Annotated in this window: 18 protein-coding genes; 7 read left to right on the forward strand and 11 right to left on the reverse strand. The window is 67.2% G+C overall.

Features of this window, described 5'->3' with window-relative positions:
- Positions 1-314: 314 nt before the first annotated feature.
- Positions 315-1,547: a porin gene (locus N5D20_RS14460; RefSeq protein ID WP_054171361.1), complete on the forward strand. Its 1,233-nt coding sequence runs from the start codon at positions 315-317 to the stop codon at positions 1,545-1,547.
- Positions 1,548-1,628: 81 nt separating this feature from the next.
- Here N5D20_RS14460 and nth read toward each other — a convergent pair whose 3' ends face one another.
- The 3 genes from nth to N5D20_RS14475 are packed head-to-tail and all read right to left on the reverse strand — an operon-like array spanning position 1,629 to position 3,461.
- Entirely contained in the window at positions 1,629-2,321 is a 693-nt protein-coding gene (nth, locus tag N5D20_RS14465) for an endonuclease III (protein WP_197579628.1), read from the reverse strand.
- A complete protein-coding gene (locus tag N5D20_RS14470) occupies positions 2,321-2,674 on the reverse strand; it encodes a hypothetical protein (RefSeq protein WP_197579627.1) in 354 nt (117 codons plus the stop codon). The genes nth and N5D20_RS14470 overlap by 1 nt, the downstream gene beginning before the upstream one ends.
- A gap of 4 nt (positions 2,675-2,678) precedes the next feature.
- On the reverse strand, positions 2,679-3,461 hold the full coding sequence (locus tag N5D20_RS14475; protein ID WP_197579626.1) for an enoyl-CoA hydratase-related protein: 783 nt from the start codon (positions 3,459-3,461) through the stop codon (positions 2,679-2,681).
- Between the two features lie 167 nt (positions 3,462-3,628).
- On the opposite strand from N5D20_RS14475, the gene N5D20_RS14480 reads away from it, so the two are divergent.
- The 3 genes from N5D20_RS14480 to N5D20_RS14490 all read left to right on the forward strand — a co-directional run bounded on the left by N5D20_RS14480 (position 3,629) and on the right by N5D20_RS14490 (position 6,169).
- Entirely contained in the window at positions 3,629-4,330 is a 702-nt protein-coding gene (locus N5D20_RS14480; RefSeq protein WP_094000159.1) for an FKBP-type peptidyl-prolyl cis-trans isomerase N-terminal domain-containing protein, read from the forward strand.
- A 136-nt stretch (positions 4,331-4,466) separates the two neighbouring features.
- A complete protein-coding gene (locus tag N5D20_RS14485; protein ID WP_197579625.1) occupies positions 4,467-5,270 on the forward strand; it encodes a CoA pyrophosphatase in 804 nt (267 codons plus the stop codon).
- Complete coding sequence (locus tag N5D20_RS14490) at positions 5,267-6,169, forward strand: sulfurtransferase (RefSeq protein WP_197579624.1); 903 nt, start codon at positions 5,267-5,269, stop codon at positions 6,167-6,169. Before N5D20_RS14485 ends, N5D20_RS14490 begins: the two co-directional genes overlap by 4 nt.
- 307 nt (positions 6,170-6,476) lie before the next feature.
- Here the strand turns inward: N5D20_RS14490 and N5D20_RS14495 are convergent, their stop codons facing one another.
- A complete protein-coding gene (locus N5D20_RS14495; RefSeq protein ID WP_053442760.1) occupies positions 6,477-7,043 on the reverse strand; it encodes an N-acetylmuramoyl-L-alanine amidase in 567 nt (188 codons plus the stop codon).
- A gap of 72 nt (positions 7,044-7,115) precedes the next feature.
- On the opposite strand from N5D20_RS14495, the gene N5D20_RS14500 reads away from it, so the two are divergent.
- Both N5D20_RS14500 and rlmKL read left to right on the forward strand, forming a co-directional pair.
- Positions 7,116-7,643 (forward strand): alpha/beta hydrolase, encoded by a 528-nt coding sequence (locus N5D20_RS14500; protein ID WP_053442761.1) that lies wholly within the window; start codon positions 7,116-7,118, stop codon positions 7,641-7,643.
- Between the two features lie 145 nt (positions 7,644-7,788).
- Positions 7,789-9,927, forward strand: a complete 2,139-nt coding sequence (rlmKL, locus tag N5D20_RS14505) for a bifunctional 23S rRNA (guanine(2069)-N(7))-methyltransferase RlmK/23S rRNA (guanine(2445)-N(2))-methyltransferase RlmL (RefSeq protein ID WP_019336679.1) — start codon at positions 7,789-7,791, stop codon at positions 9,925-9,927.
- A 120-nt stretch (positions 9,928-10,047) separates the two neighbouring features.
- Here the strand turns inward: rlmKL and N5D20_RS14510 are convergent, their stop codons facing one another.
- From N5D20_RS14510 to N5D20_RS14540, 7 genes are all read right to left on the reverse strand, one after another.
- Complete coding sequence (locus N5D20_RS14510; RefSeq protein ID WP_197579960.1) at positions 10,048-10,377, reverse strand: DUF3325 domain-containing protein; 330 nt, start codon at positions 10,375-10,377, stop codon at positions 10,048-10,050.
- A complete protein-coding gene (locus N5D20_RS14515; protein ID WP_197579958.1) occupies positions 10,374-12,011 on the reverse strand; it encodes a PepSY-associated TM helix domain-containing protein in 1,638 nt (545 codons plus the stop codon). The genes N5D20_RS14510 and N5D20_RS14515 overlap by 4 nt, the downstream gene beginning before the upstream one ends.
- Positions 12,008-12,322, reverse strand: a complete 315-nt coding sequence (locus N5D20_RS14520) for a DUF3649 domain-containing protein (RefSeq protein ID WP_049412523.1) — start codon at positions 12,320-12,322, stop codon at positions 12,008-12,010. Before N5D20_RS14520 ends, N5D20_RS14515 begins: the two co-directional genes overlap by 4 nt.
- A gap of 106 nt (positions 12,323-12,428) precedes the next feature.
- Positions 12,429-14,627, reverse strand: coding sequence for a TonB-dependent siderophore receptor (locus N5D20_RS14525; RefSeq protein ID WP_197579956.1), 2,199 nt, complete (start codon positions 14,625-14,627; stop codon positions 12,429-12,431).
- 292 nt (positions 14,628-14,919) lie between these two features.
- Positions 14,920-16,206 carry a DUF445 family protein gene (locus N5D20_RS14530; protein ID WP_197579954.1) on the reverse strand — a complete coding sequence of 429 codons (1,287 nt, stop codon included), beginning with the start codon at positions 16,204-16,206 and terminating at the stop codon, positions 14,920-14,922.
- 124 nt (positions 16,207-16,330) lie between these two features.
- A complete protein-coding gene (locus N5D20_RS14535; protein ID WP_197579952.1) occupies positions 16,331-17,209 on the reverse strand; it encodes a plasmid replication/partition related protein in 879 nt (292 codons plus the stop codon).
- A 63-nt stretch (positions 17,210-17,272) separates the two neighbouring features.
- Positions 17,273-18,625 carry an aspartate aminotransferase family protein gene (locus N5D20_RS14540; protein WP_197579950.1) on the reverse strand — a complete coding sequence of 451 codons (1,353 nt, stop codon included), beginning with the start codon at positions 18,623-18,625 and terminating at the stop codon, positions 17,273-17,275.
- 104 nt (positions 18,626-18,729) lie between these two features.
- On the opposite strand from N5D20_RS14540, the gene N5D20_RS14545 reads away from it, so the two are divergent.
- Positions 18,730-20,226 carry an aldehyde dehydrogenase gene (locus N5D20_RS14545; RefSeq protein ID WP_197579948.1) on the forward strand — a complete coding sequence of 499 codons (1,497 nt, stop codon included), beginning with the start codon at positions 18,730-18,732 and terminating at the stop codon, positions 20,224-20,226.
- Positions 20,227-20,326: the final 100 nt, after the last annotated feature.

Genomic DNA, 20,326 nt, shown 5'->3' on the forward strand with positions numbered 1-20,326 from the left:
GGTCGTCAATGCCGACCCTGCCCGGCATTCCGCAGTGATGCCGCGTCATCCACACGAAACCAGCAATGCCGGTGAAGGTCGCGCGGCGACCGGCCCGGGCACGGACGCTGATACGTCACGCCATATGCCGCAAGGGATCGACAAGCATGTAGCCACAAATGAGTCGTACGCATGACCGCACGAAGAAATCTGTGGTTGGTGCTCAATCTGTCATTCGGCTGTCATGGTTTTAACGGAACGTTCGCAAAACGCTTGACCGGCCTGCCGGCGTGGCGTTCTGCCCAAGCCATTCCAACTCTCTGGAGAAATCCAAAATGCGTTCCCATTTGCTCGCCGCCGCGGTCGTTGCAAGCCTCGGTCTGGTTTCCGCCGACGCCTTCGCAGCCCCCGCCAGCTCGGGCGTATCCCAGGCACAGCTGCAGCAGCTGCAGGCACAGATCGCTGCGCTGCAGGCCCAGGTCCAGCAGTTGCAGAACGATTCGCAGGCGCTGCAGGCGCAGTCCGACGCGCAGTCCGAAGTGAACATCACTCAGGCGCAGGCCCTGGAAGGTGCACAGAAGACCCAGACCAGCGTCGACAAGCTGGCCAAGCTGGTCAATGACAACAAGATCGGCGGTCGCATGTTCTTTGACCTGACCAACATCGACAAGACCAGCAACGGCAAGGACACCGCCGCCAGCGGCACCGGTCTGGACGTCAAGCGCTTCTACCTGACCGTCGATCACAAGTTCAACGACATCTGGTCGGCCAACCTGACCACCGACTTCCAGTACAGCTCGGCCATCGGCAACACCGAACTGTTCGTCAAGAAGGCCTACGTGCAGGGCAGTTTCGACCCGGCCTTCAACCTGCGCGTCGGCGCCGCCGACATGCCGTGGATCCCGTACGTCGAGAAGTTCTACGGCATGCGCTATGTCGAGAACACCCTGACCGACCGCCTGAAGTACGGCAACTCGTCCGACTGGGGCCTGCATGGCTTCGGCAACCTGGGCAACAACTTCAACTACGCGGTCTCGGTCGTGTCCGGCGCCGGTTACAAGAACCCGACCCGCAGCAAGGGCATGGACGTGGAAGGCCGCGCGGCCTATACCCCGAACGAGAACTTCGTGGTGGCCGTTGGTGGCTACAGCGGCAAGCTGGGCAAGGAAACCGACATCCAGAGCGCCGAGAACACCTACACCCGCGCCAATGCGATGGTGGCCTACGCCAGCAGCGACTTCCGCGTCGGTGGCGAGTACTTCCAGGCCAAGAACCTCAACAACGTGATGACCGTTGCCACCGACAAGACCAGTGGCTGGTCGGTGTGGGGCAGCGTGCGCGTCACCGACGGCGGCATCAACGTGTTCGGTCGTTACGATGACACCGACGTCAGCAAGACCCTGGACCCGACCCTGAGCGACAAGTACTGGAACGTCGGCGTCGAGTTCCCGGTCATGAAGAACCTCAAGCTGTCGACCGTGTACAAGTACACGCACCTGGCCAACGCCAGCGACAAGAAGAACGACAAGACCAAGGAATTCGGCGTCTGGGGCGACCTGTCGTTCTGATGTCCTGAAGCACCCTTGTCTACAAGCAAAGACGGCGGGCCTTGTGCCCGCCGTCTTTGTTTTGTCACACCACGAACGCGGTCACACCTCGGCCGTGGTCTTTTCCTTGAACCGGCACAGGTCGGCGATCACGCAGCCCGGGCAATCCGGCTTTCGCGCCTTGCACACATAACGCCCGTGCAGGATCAGCCAGTGATGCGCGTCGAGCAGGAACTCGGCCGGAATCACCTTCACCAGTTTGTCTTCCACTTCACGCACGTTCTTGCCTGGCGCCAGGCCGGTGCGGTTGGATACGCGGAAGATATGTGTGTCCACCGCCATCACCGGCTCGCCGAACGCAGTGTTGAGCACCACGTTGGCGGTCTTGCGTCCAACGCCTGGCAGCGCTTCCAGTTCATCGCGATCGCGCGGCACTTCACCGCCGTGCTTCTCCAGCAGGATCGCACAGGTGGCGATCACGTTCTTCGCCTTGGCGTTGAACAGGCCGATGGTGGCGATGTACTGCTTCAGCCCGTCCTCGCCGAGTGCGAGGATCTTCGCCGGCGTGTTGGCGACCGGGAACAGACGGCGCGTGGCCTTGTTGACGCCGACGTCGGTGGCCTGCGCCGACAGCGCGACCGCCACCAGCAGCTCGAACGGCGAGCTGTACTCCAGTTCGGTCTTCGGGTGTGGATTGAGTTCGCGCAGGCGGGTGAACATTTCCACCACGTCGGCGCGCGGCATCGTGCCGCCACGCCGCGCCGGGGCGCGTGCGGTCTTCTTCATGGTGGCCATTACTGCTCCTTGCCGCTGGCGCGGGCCTTGGCCCGGGCGAGGATGGCGGCGGCTGCGGCGGGCAGGGCGGGTTTCACGTCCGGCGCCGGGGCCGGCGTACGGCGTGCGTCGCGCTCGGCTTCGCGCCGTGCCAGCCGCACCGCACGCGCACGGTAGCGTTCGCGTGCGGCCCAGGCCGTATGCAATTGCTGCTGCGCCTGCTGCAGGCGTCGCGGAAGGTCCGGGTGGCCGGGCAGCAGCTGTTCGTCGCCGGCGCGGGCGACGTAGTCCATCAGGCCTGCCTGCAGGGCACCATCGAGATCGTCTGCCTGGACCCGGGCGAACAGCTGCGCGGGGTCGGGTCGGGATGCCATGGCGTCAGCGGTTCTGGAAGGCCGGCGGACGGCGCTGCAGGAACGCGCTGGTGCCTTCGCGCATGTCCTCGGTGGCGAACAGCAGGCCGAACTGCGCGCTTTCGTACTCCAGTCCTGCCTCCAGGCTGCATTCGCCACCCACGTGTACGGCATCCAGCAGGCCACGCAGGGCCAGCGGCGCCGAGCGTGCCAACTGGCGGGCGACGTCCTGCACACGGTTGTCCAGCGCGTCGGCCGGCACCACCTCGTTGACGATGCCCAGTTCCAGCGCACGCGCGGCGTTGACCGGTGCACCCAGCAGGCACAGCTCCAGGGTGGCGGCGCGGCCGCACAGGCGCAGCAGGCGCTGGCTGCCGCCGAAGCCGGGAATCAGGCCGAGATTGATCTCCGGCTGCCCGACCTTGGCCGTATCGGCAGCGATGCGCAGGTGGCAGGCCATGGCCAGCTCCAGCCCGCCGCCCAAAGCGAAGCCGTTCACGCGCGCGATCACCGGCTTGGGCATGCGCTCGATCTGGCGCATCAGGGCCTGGCCGAGCAGGGAGAAATCACGTCCCTGAACCGCACTGAGTGTGTTCATCTCGGCGATGTCGGCCCCGGCCACGAACGCCTTCGGACCGGCACCGGTCAGCACCACCACGCGCACGTCCGGGTCGGCAGCGGCGGCGCTGAATGCCTCGGCCAGCGCCTGCAGGGTCGCGGCATTCAAGGCGTTGAGCTTGTCCGGGCGCTGGACGGTCACGGTGCGGATGGCGCCGTCGTCGGCGACAGCGATCAGGGCATCGGCCACGGGAAAACTCCTGAAACGTTAAAAAAAAGTGAGATTGAACTCCGCCAACGCAGACGGGTCTTAGCCTGCATCGTGAGTAGCGGTTACACGTTGTGCCCGTTATCCTAACCCGTCGCCTCAGGGCGGCGCAGAACGTCCCTGAGTTACCACCCCTGGAGAACTGTTTGATGAAGTTGCGTTCTATCGCGGTCGCCGTCGCGGCCCTGGCCCTGACGGGCAATGCCTTCGCCCAGGACGTCTCGTCCGAAAAGGGCAAGCTGAGCTACTACTTCGGTTACGACTACGGCAACAACCTGGCGGAGCTGACCGGTCGTGGTGAGCAGCTGGACATCAACTCGGTGGTGAAGGGTCTGCAGGACGCCTACGCCAAGAAGCAGCCGGCGATCACCGCCGACCAGCTGAAGCCGGCCGTTGAAGCGTTCCAGAAGCGCGAGCAGGGCCGTGCCCAGGCTGCCAAGGCCGAGTACGAAAAGGCTGCTGCCGAAAACAAGACCAAGAGCGATCAGTTCGTCGCGGCGAACAAGGCCAAGGCCGGCGTGCAGTCCCTGCCGAGCGGCGTCCAGTACCGCGTGATCGAAGCTGGCAAGGGCGCCAAGCCGACCCAGGCCAGCACCGTGCAGCTGGAAGTGGCCGGTCCGTTCCCGTACGGCCAGCGCCCGACCGAAGCCCGCCCGGCCCAGCAGATTCCGTCGATCAAGGTCAGCGAAGTCGAAATGAAGGCCATGCGCGAGACCCTGCTGCAGATGCCGGCAGGCTCGAAGTGGGAAGTCACCCTGCCGCCGGACCAGGCCTACGGTGCCGACCCGCGCACCCCGTTCCCGCCGAACGTGGCTGTGCAGTTCGAGATCAAGCTGGTCAGCGTCAAGTAAATCGAAGCCGTAAACGAAACGCGCCGGTGATTCCACCGGCGCGTTTTTGTTTGCGCGGAGCGCGACGGTGCCACGCACCGCATCTTCACCCCGCGCAAATTCAGCCCGATCGCGCTACTGTTGCCGGGTGCAAACAATGGAAGAAACGGCGCGTGTTGTCGCAAGTCCCTGCATCGGAGTGTGCACGCTGGATCCGGACCGGCAATGCACCGGCTGCGGGCGGCACATCGATGAAATCGCACGGTGGTCGTCGATGAGCAACGAGGAGCGCAGCCGCATCCTGCATCGTGTGCAACCCCTGCGTGAACAGCTGCAGCAATCACTGCGCGGCTCGCTGGCCGATCACGAACGCTTGATGCGCGCGCTGCATCCACTGGCCGAACCGCCGGCCGGCGATGGCTGGAACCGCAGTGAGCTGATCGACCTGCTGCCGCCGGGGCCACCTGTGGAAGCCGCCGTACTGGCCGGCATCGTGCCGCGCGCCAATGGCGCACAGGTCATCCTTACCCGTCGCACCGAAACCCTGCGCCAGCATGGTGGCCAGGTCGGCTTCCCCGGCGGGCGCACCGAACCCGATGACCGCGACGCACTGGCGGCCGCGCTGCGCGAGAGCCAGGAAGAAATCGCACTGGCTCCGGGGCAAGTGCAGGCGCTGGGTTATCTCGATCCCTTTGTGACGATCACCGGCTACCGGGTCACGCCGGTGGTGGCCGTGGTCGATCCGGACTTCGTGCCGGTGCCGCAGCCCAGCGAAGTGGCCGAAGTGTTCGAAGTGCCGCTGGCCTACCTGATGGCCGCAGACAATCTGCGCCAGGTCGAAATCAATCACCGCGGCCGCATCCGCCACGTCCTTGAGTACGGCTGGCCCGGCCAGCGTATCTGGGGCGCGACCGCCGCCATTCTCTACAACCTGCGTCGCCGCCTGGAGCAAGTGCAATGAAGCCGATCGATCCGCCGTGGACCACGCTTGTCGATGTCGCCAGCCTGGCGGCTGCATTGGGTGAGGGCGTACGTGTCGTCGATGCACGTGCCACTGCCAGCAGCGCTGTACGTGTGGTCGATGCGCGGTCCTCGCTGGCCGACCCGCAGGCGGGTAGCGGCCAGTATCTGGCGGGGCACGTTCCGGGTGCGGTGTACGCCGACCTCAATCGTGACCTGTCGGATCTGACCCGCAGCGGCCACGGCCGTCATCCACTGCCGGACAGCGATGCCTTCGCGGCGAAGCTTGGCCAGTGGGGTATCGGTCCCGACACCCAGGTGGTGGTCTACGACGGCAGCGACGGCAGCATGGCCGCCTCGCGCCTGTGGTGGCTGCTGCGCCTGATCGGGCACACCAAAGTGGCCGTGCTCGACGGCGGCATCGCCGCCTGGCAGGAGGCTGGCCACGCGCTGGCGAGCGGCCAGGCTGAAGTGACGACGTTGCCAGCTTACCCGGGCCATTTCGACACCACCCAGATCGCCAATGCCGAGGAGATCAGCGCACGCCTGAAGCACGCGCCGGGCTGGCTGGTCGACGCACGCGCGGGCGAACGCTTCCGCGGCGAAGTCGAGCCGCTGGACCCGGTCGCCGGCCACGTACCCGGCGCGGTCAACCGCCCGTTTGCGTTGAACGTCGCCGACGGCCGCCTGCGTGATGCACAGGAGCTGCGCGCCGAACTTCAGGGCGTGATCGGCAACCGTGATCCGCAGCAGGTGGTGCTGATGTGCGGCTCCGGCGTGACCGCCTGCCACCTGCTGCTGGCGATGGAAAGCGCAGGACTGAGCGGCGCACGCATCTATGCCGATTCCTGGAGCGGCTGGGTGAGCGACAGCAGCCGCCCGGTGGCCAGCGGCGCCTGACTCTATCGTCTCGATATCCACGCAAAGAGCAGTCGAGCATAGCTCGACTCTACAAAAGCCGATTCCGATCGATTCGACCCCGTGCCGACCAACGGTCGGCACCCACCAACAGCGGCAGAAATCTGTCGAAGGCGGGGTGGGTCCGGTTGCGGGGGTGTCCGCGGCATGGATGCCGCGGCCAAGCCCCCAGGGACGGGTTTACGGCGTCCCCCGCAACCGGACCCACCCCGCCATCCCTCGGAATGCGAGCTCTTGACGTTGACGTTGACGTTGCTTCTGCGGGTGCAGGGCGCAGCCCTGCAAACCCTCACCCAACCGGCTGCAGTGGCACCTTCGCCAGCACCCGCGCCCACGGGAACAACGGTCCCGGATCACGCTTGCGCGCCACCATCAGCGTCGGATCATCGCTGGCCGGCACCTGCTCCAGATCCAGCTGGTCGTGCCCGGCAATCCGCCGCAGCGACGGATAGCGCGCCACCAGCGCCAGCAGCAGCGCCTCCAGCGCCGCCAGCTGTGCCTCGGTGTAGGCCTCGTCCATCGCCTGATGGCGGCTGTCGAGCCAGTCCGGGTAGCGCCCGGTGTTGACCAGCTCGATGCCCAGCGTATGCGCGTTCATGCCGCGCACGTGGTGGGCCACCCGTTCCGGTGCGACGTACTGCACCACGCTGCCATCGCGGTCGATGTAGAAGTGGCCGCTGTTGCCGGCGCCGCTGTCATACAGCACGCGCTCGCCGTACTCGCGGGCCATCGCCAGATCGGGCAGCTCGGTGCAGTGGATCACCACCATCTCCAGCGTGGCCGGGTCGCGCAGCGGCAGGCGGTCTTGATAGGGCAGGGGCTGCAGCTGCAGGCCGGGAAGGAGCGGGTTGGGCATCCAGCGATGCTAGCATTGCGGCATGAACCTGCCTCTTCTTTCGCCGCCGACCCGCTCCCACGGAGCGCGTGCATGAGCCGCGGCCACTGCATCCTGTCCCACGGTTTCGAGAGCGGCCCGGAAGCGACCAAGGTCACCGCGCTGGCCGACGTGGCGCAACGCCTGGGCTGGACCCATGAACGCCCGGACTACACCGACCTGGACGCGATGAGCGAGGTCAGCCGGGTGGGTGACGTGCGCACCCGGCTGCAGCGCCTGGTGGAACGTACCGCCATCGCCGCCCAGCAGGGCCCGGTGGTGCTGGCCGGCTCCAGCCTGGGCGCCTACATCTCCGCCATCGCCTCGCTGCAGGTGCCTGTGGCCGGCCTGTTCCTGATGGTGCCGCCGACCACCATGGGCCCGATGCCGGCGCTGGATGCCGCGGCGGTGCCGATCACGGTGGTGCAGGCCTGGCATGACGACGTGGTACCGGCCGCCGGGGTGATTGCCTGGGCGCAGGCGCGTTCGGCGCAGCTGCTGCTGGTCGACGACGGTCACCGCCTGGAGCACCACGTGGAGGCCTCCGCGCAGGCCTTCGAGCGATTGCTGCGGCAACTGTGAAGCCCGGGCGCACGGTGCGCCCGCCCGCTTTGACTACAATGGCAGCCCCGCCGCCCCCGGCGCGGGCCTGCCGGCCGTGCCTACGGCCCTCCTTTCCGACTGGCCCGGCCCCTGTGCCGCGCCCGACCACCTGCGAACCGATCCCGTGAAATTCTTCGTCTCCTGCGCCAAGGGCCTGGAATACCTGCTTGCCGATGAACTGTCGGCCCTGGGCCTTGCCAAGGCCACTGCCACCATTGCCGGCGTCAACGCCGAGGGCGAACTGGAGCAGGCGCTGCGGATCGTGATGTGGTCGCGCCTGGCCAGCCGCGTGCTGTGGCCGATCGACGAGTTCGAGTGCCCGGACGAGCAGGCCCTGTATGACGGCGTGCGTGCGCTGCCGTGGCATGAGCACATCAAGCCGGAGATGACCCTGGCGGTGGACGCACATGTGTCCGGCGACAAGATCACCCACGCCCGCTTTGCCGCCCAGCGGATCAAGGACGCCATCGTCGACCGCATGCGCGATGAGGGGCTGGAACGCCCCTCGGTCAACACCGACCTGCCGGACGTGCGCGTCAACCTGTCACTGCGCAAGGGCCGCGCCTCGCTGTCGATCGACCTCGGCGGCGGCCCGCTGCATCGCCGTGGCTGGCGCGGTGCCGCCCACGAGGCACCGCTGAAGGAAAACCTGGCTGCCGCGCTGCTGCTGCGCGCGCAGTGGCCGCGCCTGCACGCCGCCGGTGGTGGCCTGCTGGACCCGATGTGCGGCAGCGGCACGCTGCTGATCGAGGGCGCGCTGATGGCCGCTGACGTCGCTCCCGGCCTGATGCGCCATGGCAGCCTGCCGCCGAGCCGCTGGCTGGGCTTCGACAAGGCCGCCTGGAAGACCATCCAGAGCGAAGCGCGTGACCGTGAGGCCGCAGGCCTGGCCGCGCTGAAGCCGGTCATCCATGGCAGCGACATCGACCCGACCGCGATTCAGGCGGCACGCGAGAACGCGGAAGTGGCGGGTGTCGCCCACGCGATCCGCTTCACCCGCGCCGACGTCGCCGACCTGGCCGCGCCGGAGCAGGAGATCGGCGCGGTGGTCTGCAACCCGCCGTACGATGAGCGCCTGGCCGCCGATCCGGCGCTGTACCGCGCACTGGGCAACGCCCTGCAGAAGGCCGTGCCGCAGTGGCGTGCCAGCCTGCTGTGCGGCAACGACGAGCTGGCCTTCGCCACCGGCCTGCGTGCGGGCAAGAAGTACCAGATGTTCAACGGTGCGCTGGAATGCGCGCTGATCGTCTGCGACCCGATCGCGGTGCCGGGCCGCGATCCGGCACAGCCACGCGAGCTGAGCGAAGGTGCGCAGATGGTGGCCAACCGCCTGCGCAAGAACCTGAAGAAGTTCAAGAGCTGGCGTGCCCGCGAGGACATCACCTGCTTCCGCGCCTATGACGCCGACCTGCCGGAGTACGCCGCCGCCATCGACGTCTACGAGGAAGACGGCGGCAAGCGCCGTACCTTCCTGCACGTGCAGGAATACGCCGCACCGGCCGCCATTCCGGAGAACGACGTGCGCCGTCGCCGCAACGAACTGCTGGCCGCTGCGCGTGAAGTGTTCGGCGTGCCGCCGGAGCAGGTCTCGATGAAGTCGCGCGAGCGCGGCAAGGGCGGCAGCAAGTACGGCCGCTTCGAGCAGCGTGACGAGTTCATCGTGGTGCGCGAGAACAACGCGCTGCTGCAGGTGAACCTGTTCGACTACCTCGATACCGGCCTGTTCCTCGACCATCGCCCGCTGCGCCGGATGATGGCCGAGCAGGTGCGCGGCAAGCGTTTCCTCAACCTGTTCTGCTACACCGGCGTGGCCAGCGTGCAGGCCGCGGTGGCCGGTGCCGCCAGCACCACCAGCGTCGACCTGTCGGCCACCTACCTGCAGTGGTGCTACGACAACCTGGCGCTGAACGGGCAGGGCGGCAACCAGCACCTGCTGGTGCAGGCCGATGCCATGGCCTGGCTAGAAGGCGACCGTGGCCAGTACGACGTGATCTTCTGCGACCCGCCGACCTTCTCCAACTCCGCGCGTGCCGATGACTTCGATGTGCAGCGCGAGCAGTTGAAGCTGCTGCGCGCAGCCGTGGCGCGGCTGGCACCGGGCGGCGTGCTGTATTTCTCGAACAACTTCCGCCGCTTCAAGCTGGAAGAGAACGCCATCGCCGAATTCGCCCAGTGCCGCGAGATCACCGCGCGCACCATCGGTCCGGATTTCGAGCGCAACGCGCGCATCCACCGCGCGTGGGAACTGAAGCGGTTGGGGTAAGCCGACGCCCGGGGTCGGATCCCCTGCGCGAAGCGCAGGGGCTCTGACCCCATCCGGATCTACGTGCCAGAGGTCAGAGCCCTTGCGCTGCGCGCAAGGGATCCGACCCCGGTGGCTCTGCTACACCAACGCCACCAGCAGCCCGGCCACGGGCAGCGTGATCGCCAGCGGCGCGATCCATTTCGGTCGGTACGGGTACAGCCCGAACGACAGCGCCACACCGCCGAGGGTCATCGTGCCCAGCCACAGCACCGGGCCCATCGCCCAGCCATGGTCGACCACGCACAACGCGAACGCCACCGTCAGCAGGGCCCAACCCAGCGCCCGCCACTGCGTGCGCCGTGCCGGGGGAGCTGCAGCCTTGCCGTGCAGGTCGTGCTGGTGCTTTTCCATCGCCAGCGACAGGGCGGTGAACGCGGAGAACGACAGCGTCAGAGCCAGCAGCATCATGCGCTGGCCTCCGCTTCGGCAGCTTCCGCCGCTTCGACCGGTGCCTTGGGTGCAGCGGCTGCGGCCGCGCGCTTCTTCTTCTCGGCCGCACTCAATGGCGGCGTCCAGCGCTGCATGCGCCAGCCGCACAGCGCCAGCATCGCACCGAACGCGATCATCGACAGATCGAAGCCGGCCAGTACCCAGTCGCCGTTGCGCAGGGTGATGCCCAGATGCGCGTGCGTGGTCAGCGCATTGACCACCGGCACCAGCGCGAACGCCGCCGCGCCCAGGTACAGCTGCCACGCCCACATCATCCGCTTCGGCCAGATGAAAGCGGCCAGCAGCGCGCCGCCCCAAGCGTAGAAGAACACGTTGGCTTCCGCACTCGAGCGCTCGGCGATGTCCAGCGGCAGCAGGCGGTTGCCCCAGAAGTAGGCGGCAAAGGCGATCGGCAGGCCGGCCACGGTGCCGATGTTCAGCGCATCGACCAGGCGCAGGCCGAAGCCGATGCGGCCACTCTTGGCATGCTTGGGACGTTCCTTCACCGCCCACAGCACCACGCCGCTGGCGACCATCAGGCAGCCGACCAGGCCGGACAGGAAGAACAGTGCACGCAGGCCCCAGTCGGCAAAGCGTGCCAGATGCAGGCCGTACAGCACGCCGCGGGTGGCGGTGGCGCCACCGGAGGGCGGTGTTTCTTCCAGCAATGCACCGCTGACCATGTCGTAGCGCACGGCCGGGGTGTCGGTGGACAGGCGCTTGCCATCACGCTGGCGGATGTCGATCACCGCATTGGCCGCGCCCGGGTTGGACACGGTGAAGCCGGCCACTTCCACGCCGTGCCAATGCGCACGCGCGCTGTCCAGCAGTTGCGCGATCGGCAGCGGTGTTGCGCGGCCTTCGGCCGGCGCGGTCACCTCCGGCATGCCGCCGAAGGCTTCGCTGAAGAACTTGTCCTCGTCCTGCGGGTAGGCGACTTTCACGCCCCACGGCAGGTACATGATCATCAGCGTGACGATGCCGGTGTAGGTGATCATCGCGTGGTAGGGCAGGGCCATCACCGCGCTGACGTTGTGGAAATCGAGCCAGGAGCGCAGGCCCTTGTCCTTGCGGAAGGTGAAGAAGTCCTTGAAGATTTTCTTGTGGGTGATGACGCCGGTGATGATCGCCACCAGCATGAACATCGCGCAGAAGCCGACCAGATAGCGTGCCCACAGCACCGGGATGTAGTGCAGGTCGAAGTGCAGGCGGTAGAAGAAATCACCGCCGCGGGTCTCACGGGCCTTCAGTGCCTGGCCGGTGTTGGGGTCGAGCGTGGCATCGCCGAAGCCGCCTCGACGGCCACGGCTGGGGTCGGCCAGTTCCGGGGGCAGTCGCCAGAACATCTGCATGGCCGGGTTGCGCGGCTGCGGTAGGGTGACGAACCAGTTCTCGGCCTGCGCGGCGTTGGCCTGCAGGTAGTCCACCGCGCGCTGCGCGGCGACGTCGATGCTGACGTTGCTGGACGGCAGCTCCGGGCGCATCCAGCGGCTGATTTCTTCGCGGTAGTAGCTGGCCGTGCCGGCCATGAAAATCAGCAGCAGCAACCAGCCGACCAGCAAGCCGGTCCAGGTGTGCAGCCAGGCCATCGACTGGCGGAATCCGTTCTTCATGCCCAGGCCCCCAGCATGCGCGCGATGGCAGTCATCAGCAGGGCGGGAGCGAGAATGCCGACCCACGCACGCAGCGCGCTGCGGGTGGCGAACGCCCACAACGCCGCGCAGGCGGCGACCAGAATGGCCAGCAGCATGCCGGTCAGCACGGTCTGCCCGCGTGCGCCGGGCAGCGCCACCGCGCAGAACACGCTGGTGGCCGAAGCCAGCGCATAGCCGCCGAAGATTGCAGCCAACGAGCGTGACAGCACGCCCCAGCGCGGGTTGGAGAAGAAGGTGCGGGGGCTGGCGGTTGCGGGCGAGCGGTCCACGGCGTTCCTGCAGGTTTCAGTGAAAAGGGACCGGCGCACCGCAGTGCGCCGGGGTTGGCCATCCGTGGCCGGGCGCTGGTCGCAGAACCAGCGCCATCCAACGGGTTCAGAGCTTCCAGCGCAGCGTCACGGTGACATTGCGTGGTTCGCCCCAGTACACGCCGTTGTAGAAACCGACGTTGTTGAAGTACTTCTTGTCCAGCAGGTTGTTGATGTTCAGTTGGGCGCTGAAATTTTCGTTGAAGCGGTAGCCACCGGCGAGGTTGACCAGGTAGAAGGCGTCCTGGGTGATGTTGGCCTTGCTGCGATCCGCCTTGGTGCTGGTGTTCCAGATACGGCTCTGCCAGGTCACGCCACCACCGAGCCAGAAGCGGCCTTCGATGCCGCCGGGGCGCCAGCTGGTGTTGAGGCGGAGCGTGTCCTGCGGGGTCGTAGTCCGCTGCAGCACGCCATCCTTGTTGCGGATGACGGTGTGGGCGAAGCCTGCCGAGACGTTCCACTGCTCGCCGATGCTGCCCTGGGTTTCGATCTCCCAGCCCTTGACCTTGTTGCCCTTGGCGGTGGAGCGGTAGGCCTGCTCTCCGCCGGGCAGCGAGTTGGCTGGAACCGAATCATCCATCTCGGCAATGTTGTCCTGCTTGCCCTCGAATACGGCGGCGGAGGCATTGAGCAGGCCGCCGAAGAATTCCGCTTTGACGCCCGCTTCGTACATGTTGCCGACTATGGGCTCCAGGTAGTTGCCGTTGCGGTCGCGGTAGCCCTGCGGCTTGAAGATGTCGGTGTAGCTGACGTAGGCGCTGAACGTCGAGTTGAAGTCGTAGATCAGGCCGGCATACGGGGTGAGCGTATCGTCGGGCTTGTAGCCGCTGCGCTTGGTGCCAGTGCGGTTGCCGGCGGCGTCGTAGGAATACTCCCACGTGCGGGTTTCCCAGCTGCCGTAGCGTGCGCCGACCACGGCCAGCAGCGGGTCGGCAAGCCGCAGGCGCGCGGCGAGGTAGGCGGCACGCTGGCGCAGCTCATCCTGTGATGACAGGCGGCCGAGACGGGTGACCGGCAACACCGGGACGTTGCCGGTCCAGTGCCGCCAGTCAGGCACCTTCGCATAGGCCGTGTCGTAGTTGAAATCCATAGCTTCCGATTCGCCCTTGCGAACCGATTGGCCCAGGCCGAATACAAGCTCATGCTCGCGACCGAACAGCTTGAACGGCCCCCCCACGTTGACGTCGAACACGTCCATCGTGCTGTGCTGGTTGAAGTGCGAGATGTAGGCCGTTATGCCGGTGCCATCGGCACGCGGATAGCCGGCCGCGCCGTACCAGACGCTGCCATCGGTATCGCGCACCGCGTGGCTGAGGTTGCCCTTCACCGACCAGCCGTTGCCCAGCTGCTGCTCCAGGCGCGCGAAGCTGGTCTTCTCCACGATCGGCCACGCGCTCCACGAGGCCGACAGGTTGGTCGAGCGCGGCAGGTTGGCTGGCGCGCCATCGGCGCCCCAGTACGGCACCACACCCCAGGTCACGCCGGTGGTGCGCGGCGACTGGTATTCGTAACCCACCTCGAACAGCGTGCTGTCGCTCAGGTCGGCCTGCACGATGCCGTAGAACACGTCCTTGTCCAGCGCATAGACATCACGGAACGAATCGCTCTGCTGCTTGGCGGCGACCACGCGCGCACGGATGCGTCCGTCCCAGGCGACCGGGCCGCCGAGGTCGGCTTCCAGGCGGCGGTTGTTCCAGCGGCCCACGGTGAGGTTGGCGCCCATCTGGAAGGTGTCGGTGGGGCGCTTGCGGATCATGCTGATGGTGCCGGACGGATCGCCGGCGCCGGTGGTCAGGCCGGTGGCGCCGCGGATCACTTCGATGCGCTCGTAGATCACGTTGTCGGTGTTGGTCTTGACCGAGCCACCGAACGTGTTGAGCATGCCGTCGATCTGGAAATTGTCGATGGTGTAGCCGCGCGAGACATAGTTGATGCGCTCGCTGTCGGTGACCGACACGCTGACGCCGGTGACCTGGCCCATCACGTCCGACAGCGAGAACAGGCCCATGTCGTCCAGGCGCTGGCGGGTGATCACCGTTACCGACTGCGGTGTCTCGCGCAGCGACAGGTCCAGCTTGGTCGCACTGCGCGCGCCCTTGACCGTGTAGCTGTTGGGAATCTCGCCATCGGCGGTCACCTTCACGGTGTCCAGCGTGCGCGCGGAGGATTCGGCGGTGCCGTCGGCGTGGGCCAGCGGGGCGATCATCAGTGCGGTCACGGCCAGGGCCAGCAGAGTGGGACGAGGGAGGTTCAGCGGCGTTGCCATCGGTGCGATTCCATGCAGGACGAAACAGGCGATGGAATGCGCAGACACAGCAGCCATGCGCTCCGCGCACGTCGCCCAGCGAGTCCCATCGACAGTGCGCCACCCGCTTGGTGCGGGCGACCCGGTAGTCGGGGGATGTACACGGGCGAAGGGGCGGGTAGGTGCGTGCTTCCGTGCCCCGCTTGGCTAAGCGTACAACCGATTAGCAAATGATAGGCATTCGCATTTCGTTAATCAAGCGTGACGAACTCCGCCCTCCACGCAGGGCGTGGATCGACTGCCGGATGGGTTCCTAGAACCTGAACACTACTGTTGCGGCATGCAGCAGCAGGCCAATCAGGCCACCTACCAGGGTGCCGTTGAAGCGGATGAACTGCAGGTCGCGACCCACACTCAGTTCCAGCTGCTCGACCAGGTGCCGCTCGTCCCAGCTCTTCACGGTCTGCGCGATATGCGTGGTCACGCCTTCGCGCAGGCGGCCGGTCAGACGCTGGGCGCCCTCCAGCAGATGCTGGTTCAGCGCGTCGCGCAGGGCGGGATCGGCCTGCAGGCTGCTGCCCAGCGAGGCCAGGCTGCGCTGCAGGTGCCCGACCAGCGCCGAATCCTCACGCTGCAGATCGGCGCGCAGGCTGGCATGGATGCGTGCCCACAGGCCCTGCACGTAGTCCTGCAGGGCAGGGTGGTCGATCATTTCCTGCTTGAGCTGCTCGATGCGCTCGGCCAGGGCCGGGTCCTCGCGCAGGCGCTGCACGTAGTTCTGCAGCCAGCTCTCGTAGTCCTGGCGCAGCGGATGCTGCGGTTCGGCCAGCACCTGCTGCAGCTCTTCCAGCACCGCCCGCGCCAGGCGCTCGGCCAGGCTGTCGCCGATCTCATCGATCGGCTTGACCCAGTTCACCGTGCTCGACAACGTCGGCCATTCGCGCTGGATGTAACGCACGATCAGCTGCGAGGCGCGCTCCTTCACTTCCGGCTGCTCCAGCCAGCGCCCCAGCCGCTGCAGGCCCTCGTCCAGCACGCGCTGGTGGCGCCCATCGGCGGTCAGCAGGGCCAGCAGCTCACCGGCGGTGGCGGCGGCATTCCACTGCCGCAGCTGCTGCACCACGAAGGCGTGCAGCTGGCGGCGCACGGCGGTTTCGTCGAAGAAATCCAGCGCCTGCAGGGCCCAGCCGCGGGCCATGTCGGCCAGCATCCGCGAGCGCGCCGGGTCGGCCAGCCAGCTGCCGAGGCGGCTGGCTGGATCGAACACCTGCAGCTTGGCCAGCAGCACACCCGGCTCCAGGAACTGGTCGCGCACGAACAGGGCGAGACTGTCGCCGATGCGTTCCTTGCTGCGCGGGATGATTGCGGTATGCGGGATCGGTAGGCCCATCGGCCGCCGGAACAGCGCGACGACCGCGAACCAGTCGGCCAGCGCGCCCACGGCCGCTGCTTCGCAGAAGGCCGAGACCCAGGCCCAGATACCGCGCTCGCCCTGCCAGTGGCTGATTGCGAAACCGGCCAGCATCAACAGCAACAGGCCCAGCGCGAGGGCTTTCAGGCGCCGCAGCTGAGCGCGGCGCGGATCGTGGGCAGGCGTCATTGCACGAGTCTACCCGCAGCGCGGTGAGGTCTGCCTGTAGAGCCGAGCCCATGCTCGGCTGCCTTGCGCGTGGCAAAGAGCAGCCGAGCATGGGCTCGGCTCTACAGAAGCGCGTCGAGAGCGCTTAGAGCGCTTCCAGCTGCTTGCGCAGCGCGGCCAGCTGCGCGCGCAGGGTGTCGTTCTCGCGGGTCAGCGCGACCACGCGACGGCGCAGGGCCGGTGCATCCTCGCCCAGCTGTTCCAGTGCCGACAGAACCTCGGCATCGCGGCTGGCCACCTCGTCCTCGCTGGGTTCTTCGAAATCCATCTCGGCTGGTTCAGGCTTCGGTGCGCGCGGCTTGCGCTTGGACTCGCGCACGCGCTTGGCGGCCTGCTTCAGCTCGTCCTTGCCACCGGCGGCGGCAGCGCGCTGCTCGTCTTCCGGCAGGTCGGCCACGGCCGCAGCGGCGCTGATCGAGATCACGCCGGCCTTCACCGCTTCCACCACCTCGGCCGCGGCCTGGGCGTGGATGCGCTCGATCATGCCGACCTGGCTTGTGCTCAGCTTGGCCTCGCGGGCCAGCTCGGCGCGGCTGATCTTCGGCGCCGGTTCCCACGGCGGGCTGTCCTCACCCGCGTCTACGACGACGTCGGCGGTGCCGTCGCTCTCGCGCTGCAGCTGGGCCTGCTCGACCTGCTTGCGGGCGGCCAGGATGTCGCGCTTGCGCAGCGCCAGCACACCGCGCTGGAAATCGGACACGCTGCGGCGACCCAGGTGCTGCTCGATCATCCACAGGTGCACGTCTTCCATGCTCTGGAAACGGGTGTTCTGCACGGTGTTGAAGGGCAGGCCGTGCTTCTGGCAGATGCCGAAACGGTTGTGGCCATCGACCAGCACATCACCCCACAGCACCAGCGCATCGCGGCAGCCTTCGGCCAGGATGCTGCGCTCCAGCGCGTCATGTTCGTCCGCGGTCAGCGGGTCGATATAGGCCTTGAGTTCTTCTTTGACGACGATATTCATGGGCACGGCAGCGAGCAGGAGCGGAACCGCCCATTGTACCCGCTCGCCACCGCCGGCCCGGGCTCAGGCGGTGGCCCGGATCATCTCGCCCAGGGTGCCGGTGATCTTGTCGATCTGTGCCTTGTCCACGATCAGTGGCGGCGACAGCGCGATGATGTCGCCGGTGCAGCGCACCAGCAACCGGCCATCGTGGAAGCAGCGCCGGAACACCTCGTAGCCACGGCTGCCGGGAGCATCGCGGCGCGGTGCCAGCTCGACCGCGCCGACCAGCCCGAAGTTGCGGATGTCGATCACGTTGGGCAGGCCCTGCAGCGCATGCAGCCGTTCCTGCCAGTACTCGCCCAGCTCGATGGCACGCTCGAACAGGCGCTCCTCGGCATAGACGTCCAGCGTCGCCAGCGCTGCGGCGCAGGCCAGCGGATGGCCGGAATGGGTATAGCCATGGAACAGCTCGATGGCCTGCGGCGGGGCCTGCATCAGCGTGGTATGCACGGCGTCGCTGGCCAGCACGCCACCCAGAGGCACCGCGCCGTTGCTGACCGCCTTGGCAAAGGTCAGCAGGTCCGGGGTGACCCCGAAGCGCTGCGCGGCGAACGGCATGCCAACCCGGCCGAAGCCGGTGATGACCTCATCGAACACCAGCAGGATGCCGTGGTGGTCGCACAGCTCGCGCAGGCGCTGCAGGTAGCCCGGCGCGGGCAGGATGACCCCGGCCGAACCGGCGATGGGTTCAACGAATACGGCGGCAATCGTTGACGCATCATGCAGCGCGATCAGTCGTTCCAGATCGTCGGCCAGCTCCGCGCCCTGGCGTGGCAGGCCCCTGCTGAACGCATTGCGCGGCAGGTCCAGGGTGTGCCGCAGGTAATCGACGCCACCCAGTTGCAGGCCGAACGGCTTGCGGTTGTTGGGCAGCCCGCCCAGTGCCATGCCGCCGAAACCGACGCCGTGATAGGCCTTCTCGCGGCTGATGAAACGGGTGCGCTGGCCCTCGCCACGCTGGCGGTGGTAGGCCAGCACGATCTTCATCGCCGTATCCACCGCCTCGGAGCCGGAGCTGGTGAAGAACACATGGTTGAGCGGGCCCGGAGCCAGTGCGGCCAGCCGCTGCGCCAGCGCGAAGGCCGGCGGTGAGCCCATCTGGAAGGCCGGCGAATAGTCGAGGGTGCGTGCCTGCTCGACGATAGCCTCGACAATGCGTGGGCGGGCATGGCCGGCGTTGCAGCACCACAGGCCGGCAGTGCCATCGAGGATCTGGCGGCCGTCGACATCCTCATAGTGCATGCCTTCGGCGCGTACCAGCATGCGCGGCGCGGCCTTGTACTGGCGGTTGGCGGTGAACGGCATCCAGTACGCGTCCAGTGACTCGGGGCGCTGGGTGGCCAGGTCGTGCAGGTCGCTTTCGGGACGCTTCATGCCAGCTCCGTCGGGTCCGATGCGACGAATGTAGCGCAGCCGCGTCACGGCGGAGTCGCGGCGGTCCCGGTATAACCAAGGCTCGTTGAATGTTGGAGCTTCCCATGGCTGATTTCCCCGACCGTAGCCATTGGCAGGCGCTGGCCCTCCAGCTGTCGATGCCGGGCCAGGCCTTCATCGACGGCCGCTATGTCGATGCCGCCAGTGGCGCCCGCTTCGACTGCATCAGCCCGATCGACGGTCGCGTGCTGGTTGCGGTTGCCGACTGCGACGCGCAGGATGTCGAGCGCGCGGTCCTGGCCGCGCGACGCAGCTTCGAGGCGGGCCACTGGTCGCAGGCCACTCCGGCCCATCGCAAGCGCGTGCTGCTGGCGCTGGCGGCATTGGTGGACGCGCACGCCGATGAACTGGCCCTGCTGGAAACCCTGGACATGGGCAAGCCGGTGCGTGACGCGCGCCGTATCGACCTGCCCGGCGTGGTGCGCTGCCTACGCTGGACCGCCGAAGCGGTGGACAAGCTGTACGGTGAGGTCGCGCCCACCGGCCCGCACGAGCTGGGGCTGGTCACGCGCGAGGCCGCTGGGGTAGTGGCGGCCATCGTGCCGTGGAATTTCCCGCTGTTGATGGCGTGCTGGAAGATCGCACCGGCCTTGGCCATGGGCAACTCGGTGGTGCTCAAGCCTTCCGAGCGGTCACCGCTGAGTGCGCTGCGGCTGGCCGCACTGGCCGCGGAGGCGGGCCTGCCGGAGGGCGTACTGAACGTGTTGCCCGGCCACGGTGCGCGCGTCGGTGAACCGTTGGCCCTGCACATGGATGTGGACGTGCTGGCCTTCACCGGTTCCACTGCCACCGGCGCGAAGCTGCTGGAGTATTCCGGGCGATCCAACCTCAAGCGGGTCTGGCTGGAATGCGGTGGCAAGAGCCCGCATGTGGTGTTCGCCGACGCCCCCGATCTGGACGTCGCCGCCAAGGCGGTGGCACAGGGCATCTTCTTCAACCAGGGCGAAGTCTGTACTGCCGGCTCCCGGCTGCTGGTCCAGCGCTCGATCCGCGAGGATTTCGTGCATCAGGTGATCGCCCATGGCCAGCACATGCAGCCGCAGCATCCGCTGGAGGCCGATGCACCGATGGGCGCGCTGGTGGATGCCGCGCATCTGCACAAGGTGATGGACGATATCGCACGCGCAGAAGGCGAGGGCGCGCGGCTGCTGCTGGGTGGGCGACGGGCCGAGGTCGAGGCCGGCGGCAGCTATGTGCAGCCGACAGTGTTCGACCAGGTGCGCCCGGAGCAGGCCTTGGCGCGTGAGGAAGTATTCGGGCCGGTGCTGGCCGTACTCGGCTTCGACGACGAGGCCGAAGCGGTGCGCCTGGCCAATGACAGTCGCTACGGCCTGGCCGCGGGCCTGTGGACGCGTGATCTCAGCCGCGCCCATCGGGTCGCGCGGCAGTTGCGCGCGGGTAGTGTCTGGGTGAACGGCTGGGATGGTGGCGACATGACCGCCCCGTTTGGTGGTTACAAGCAGTCCGGCAATGGGCGGGACAAGTCACTGCATGCGTTCGACAAGTACAGCGAGATCAAGGCTACCTGGATCCAGTTGTAACGACGCGATTGCTGGACGGCTGTTCGCTCTTTGTAGAGTCGAGCCATGCTCGACTGCCGTTCGCCCCTCTGTAGCGCCGAGCCATGCTCGGCTGCATCTC

Source organism: Stenotrophomonas sp. GD03877 (assembly GCF_029840555.1).
In the GTDB taxonomy this organism is placed as follows: domain Bacteria; phylum Pseudomonadota; class Gammaproteobacteria; order Xanthomonadales; family Xanthomonadaceae; genus Stenotrophomonas; species Stenotrophomonas geniculata.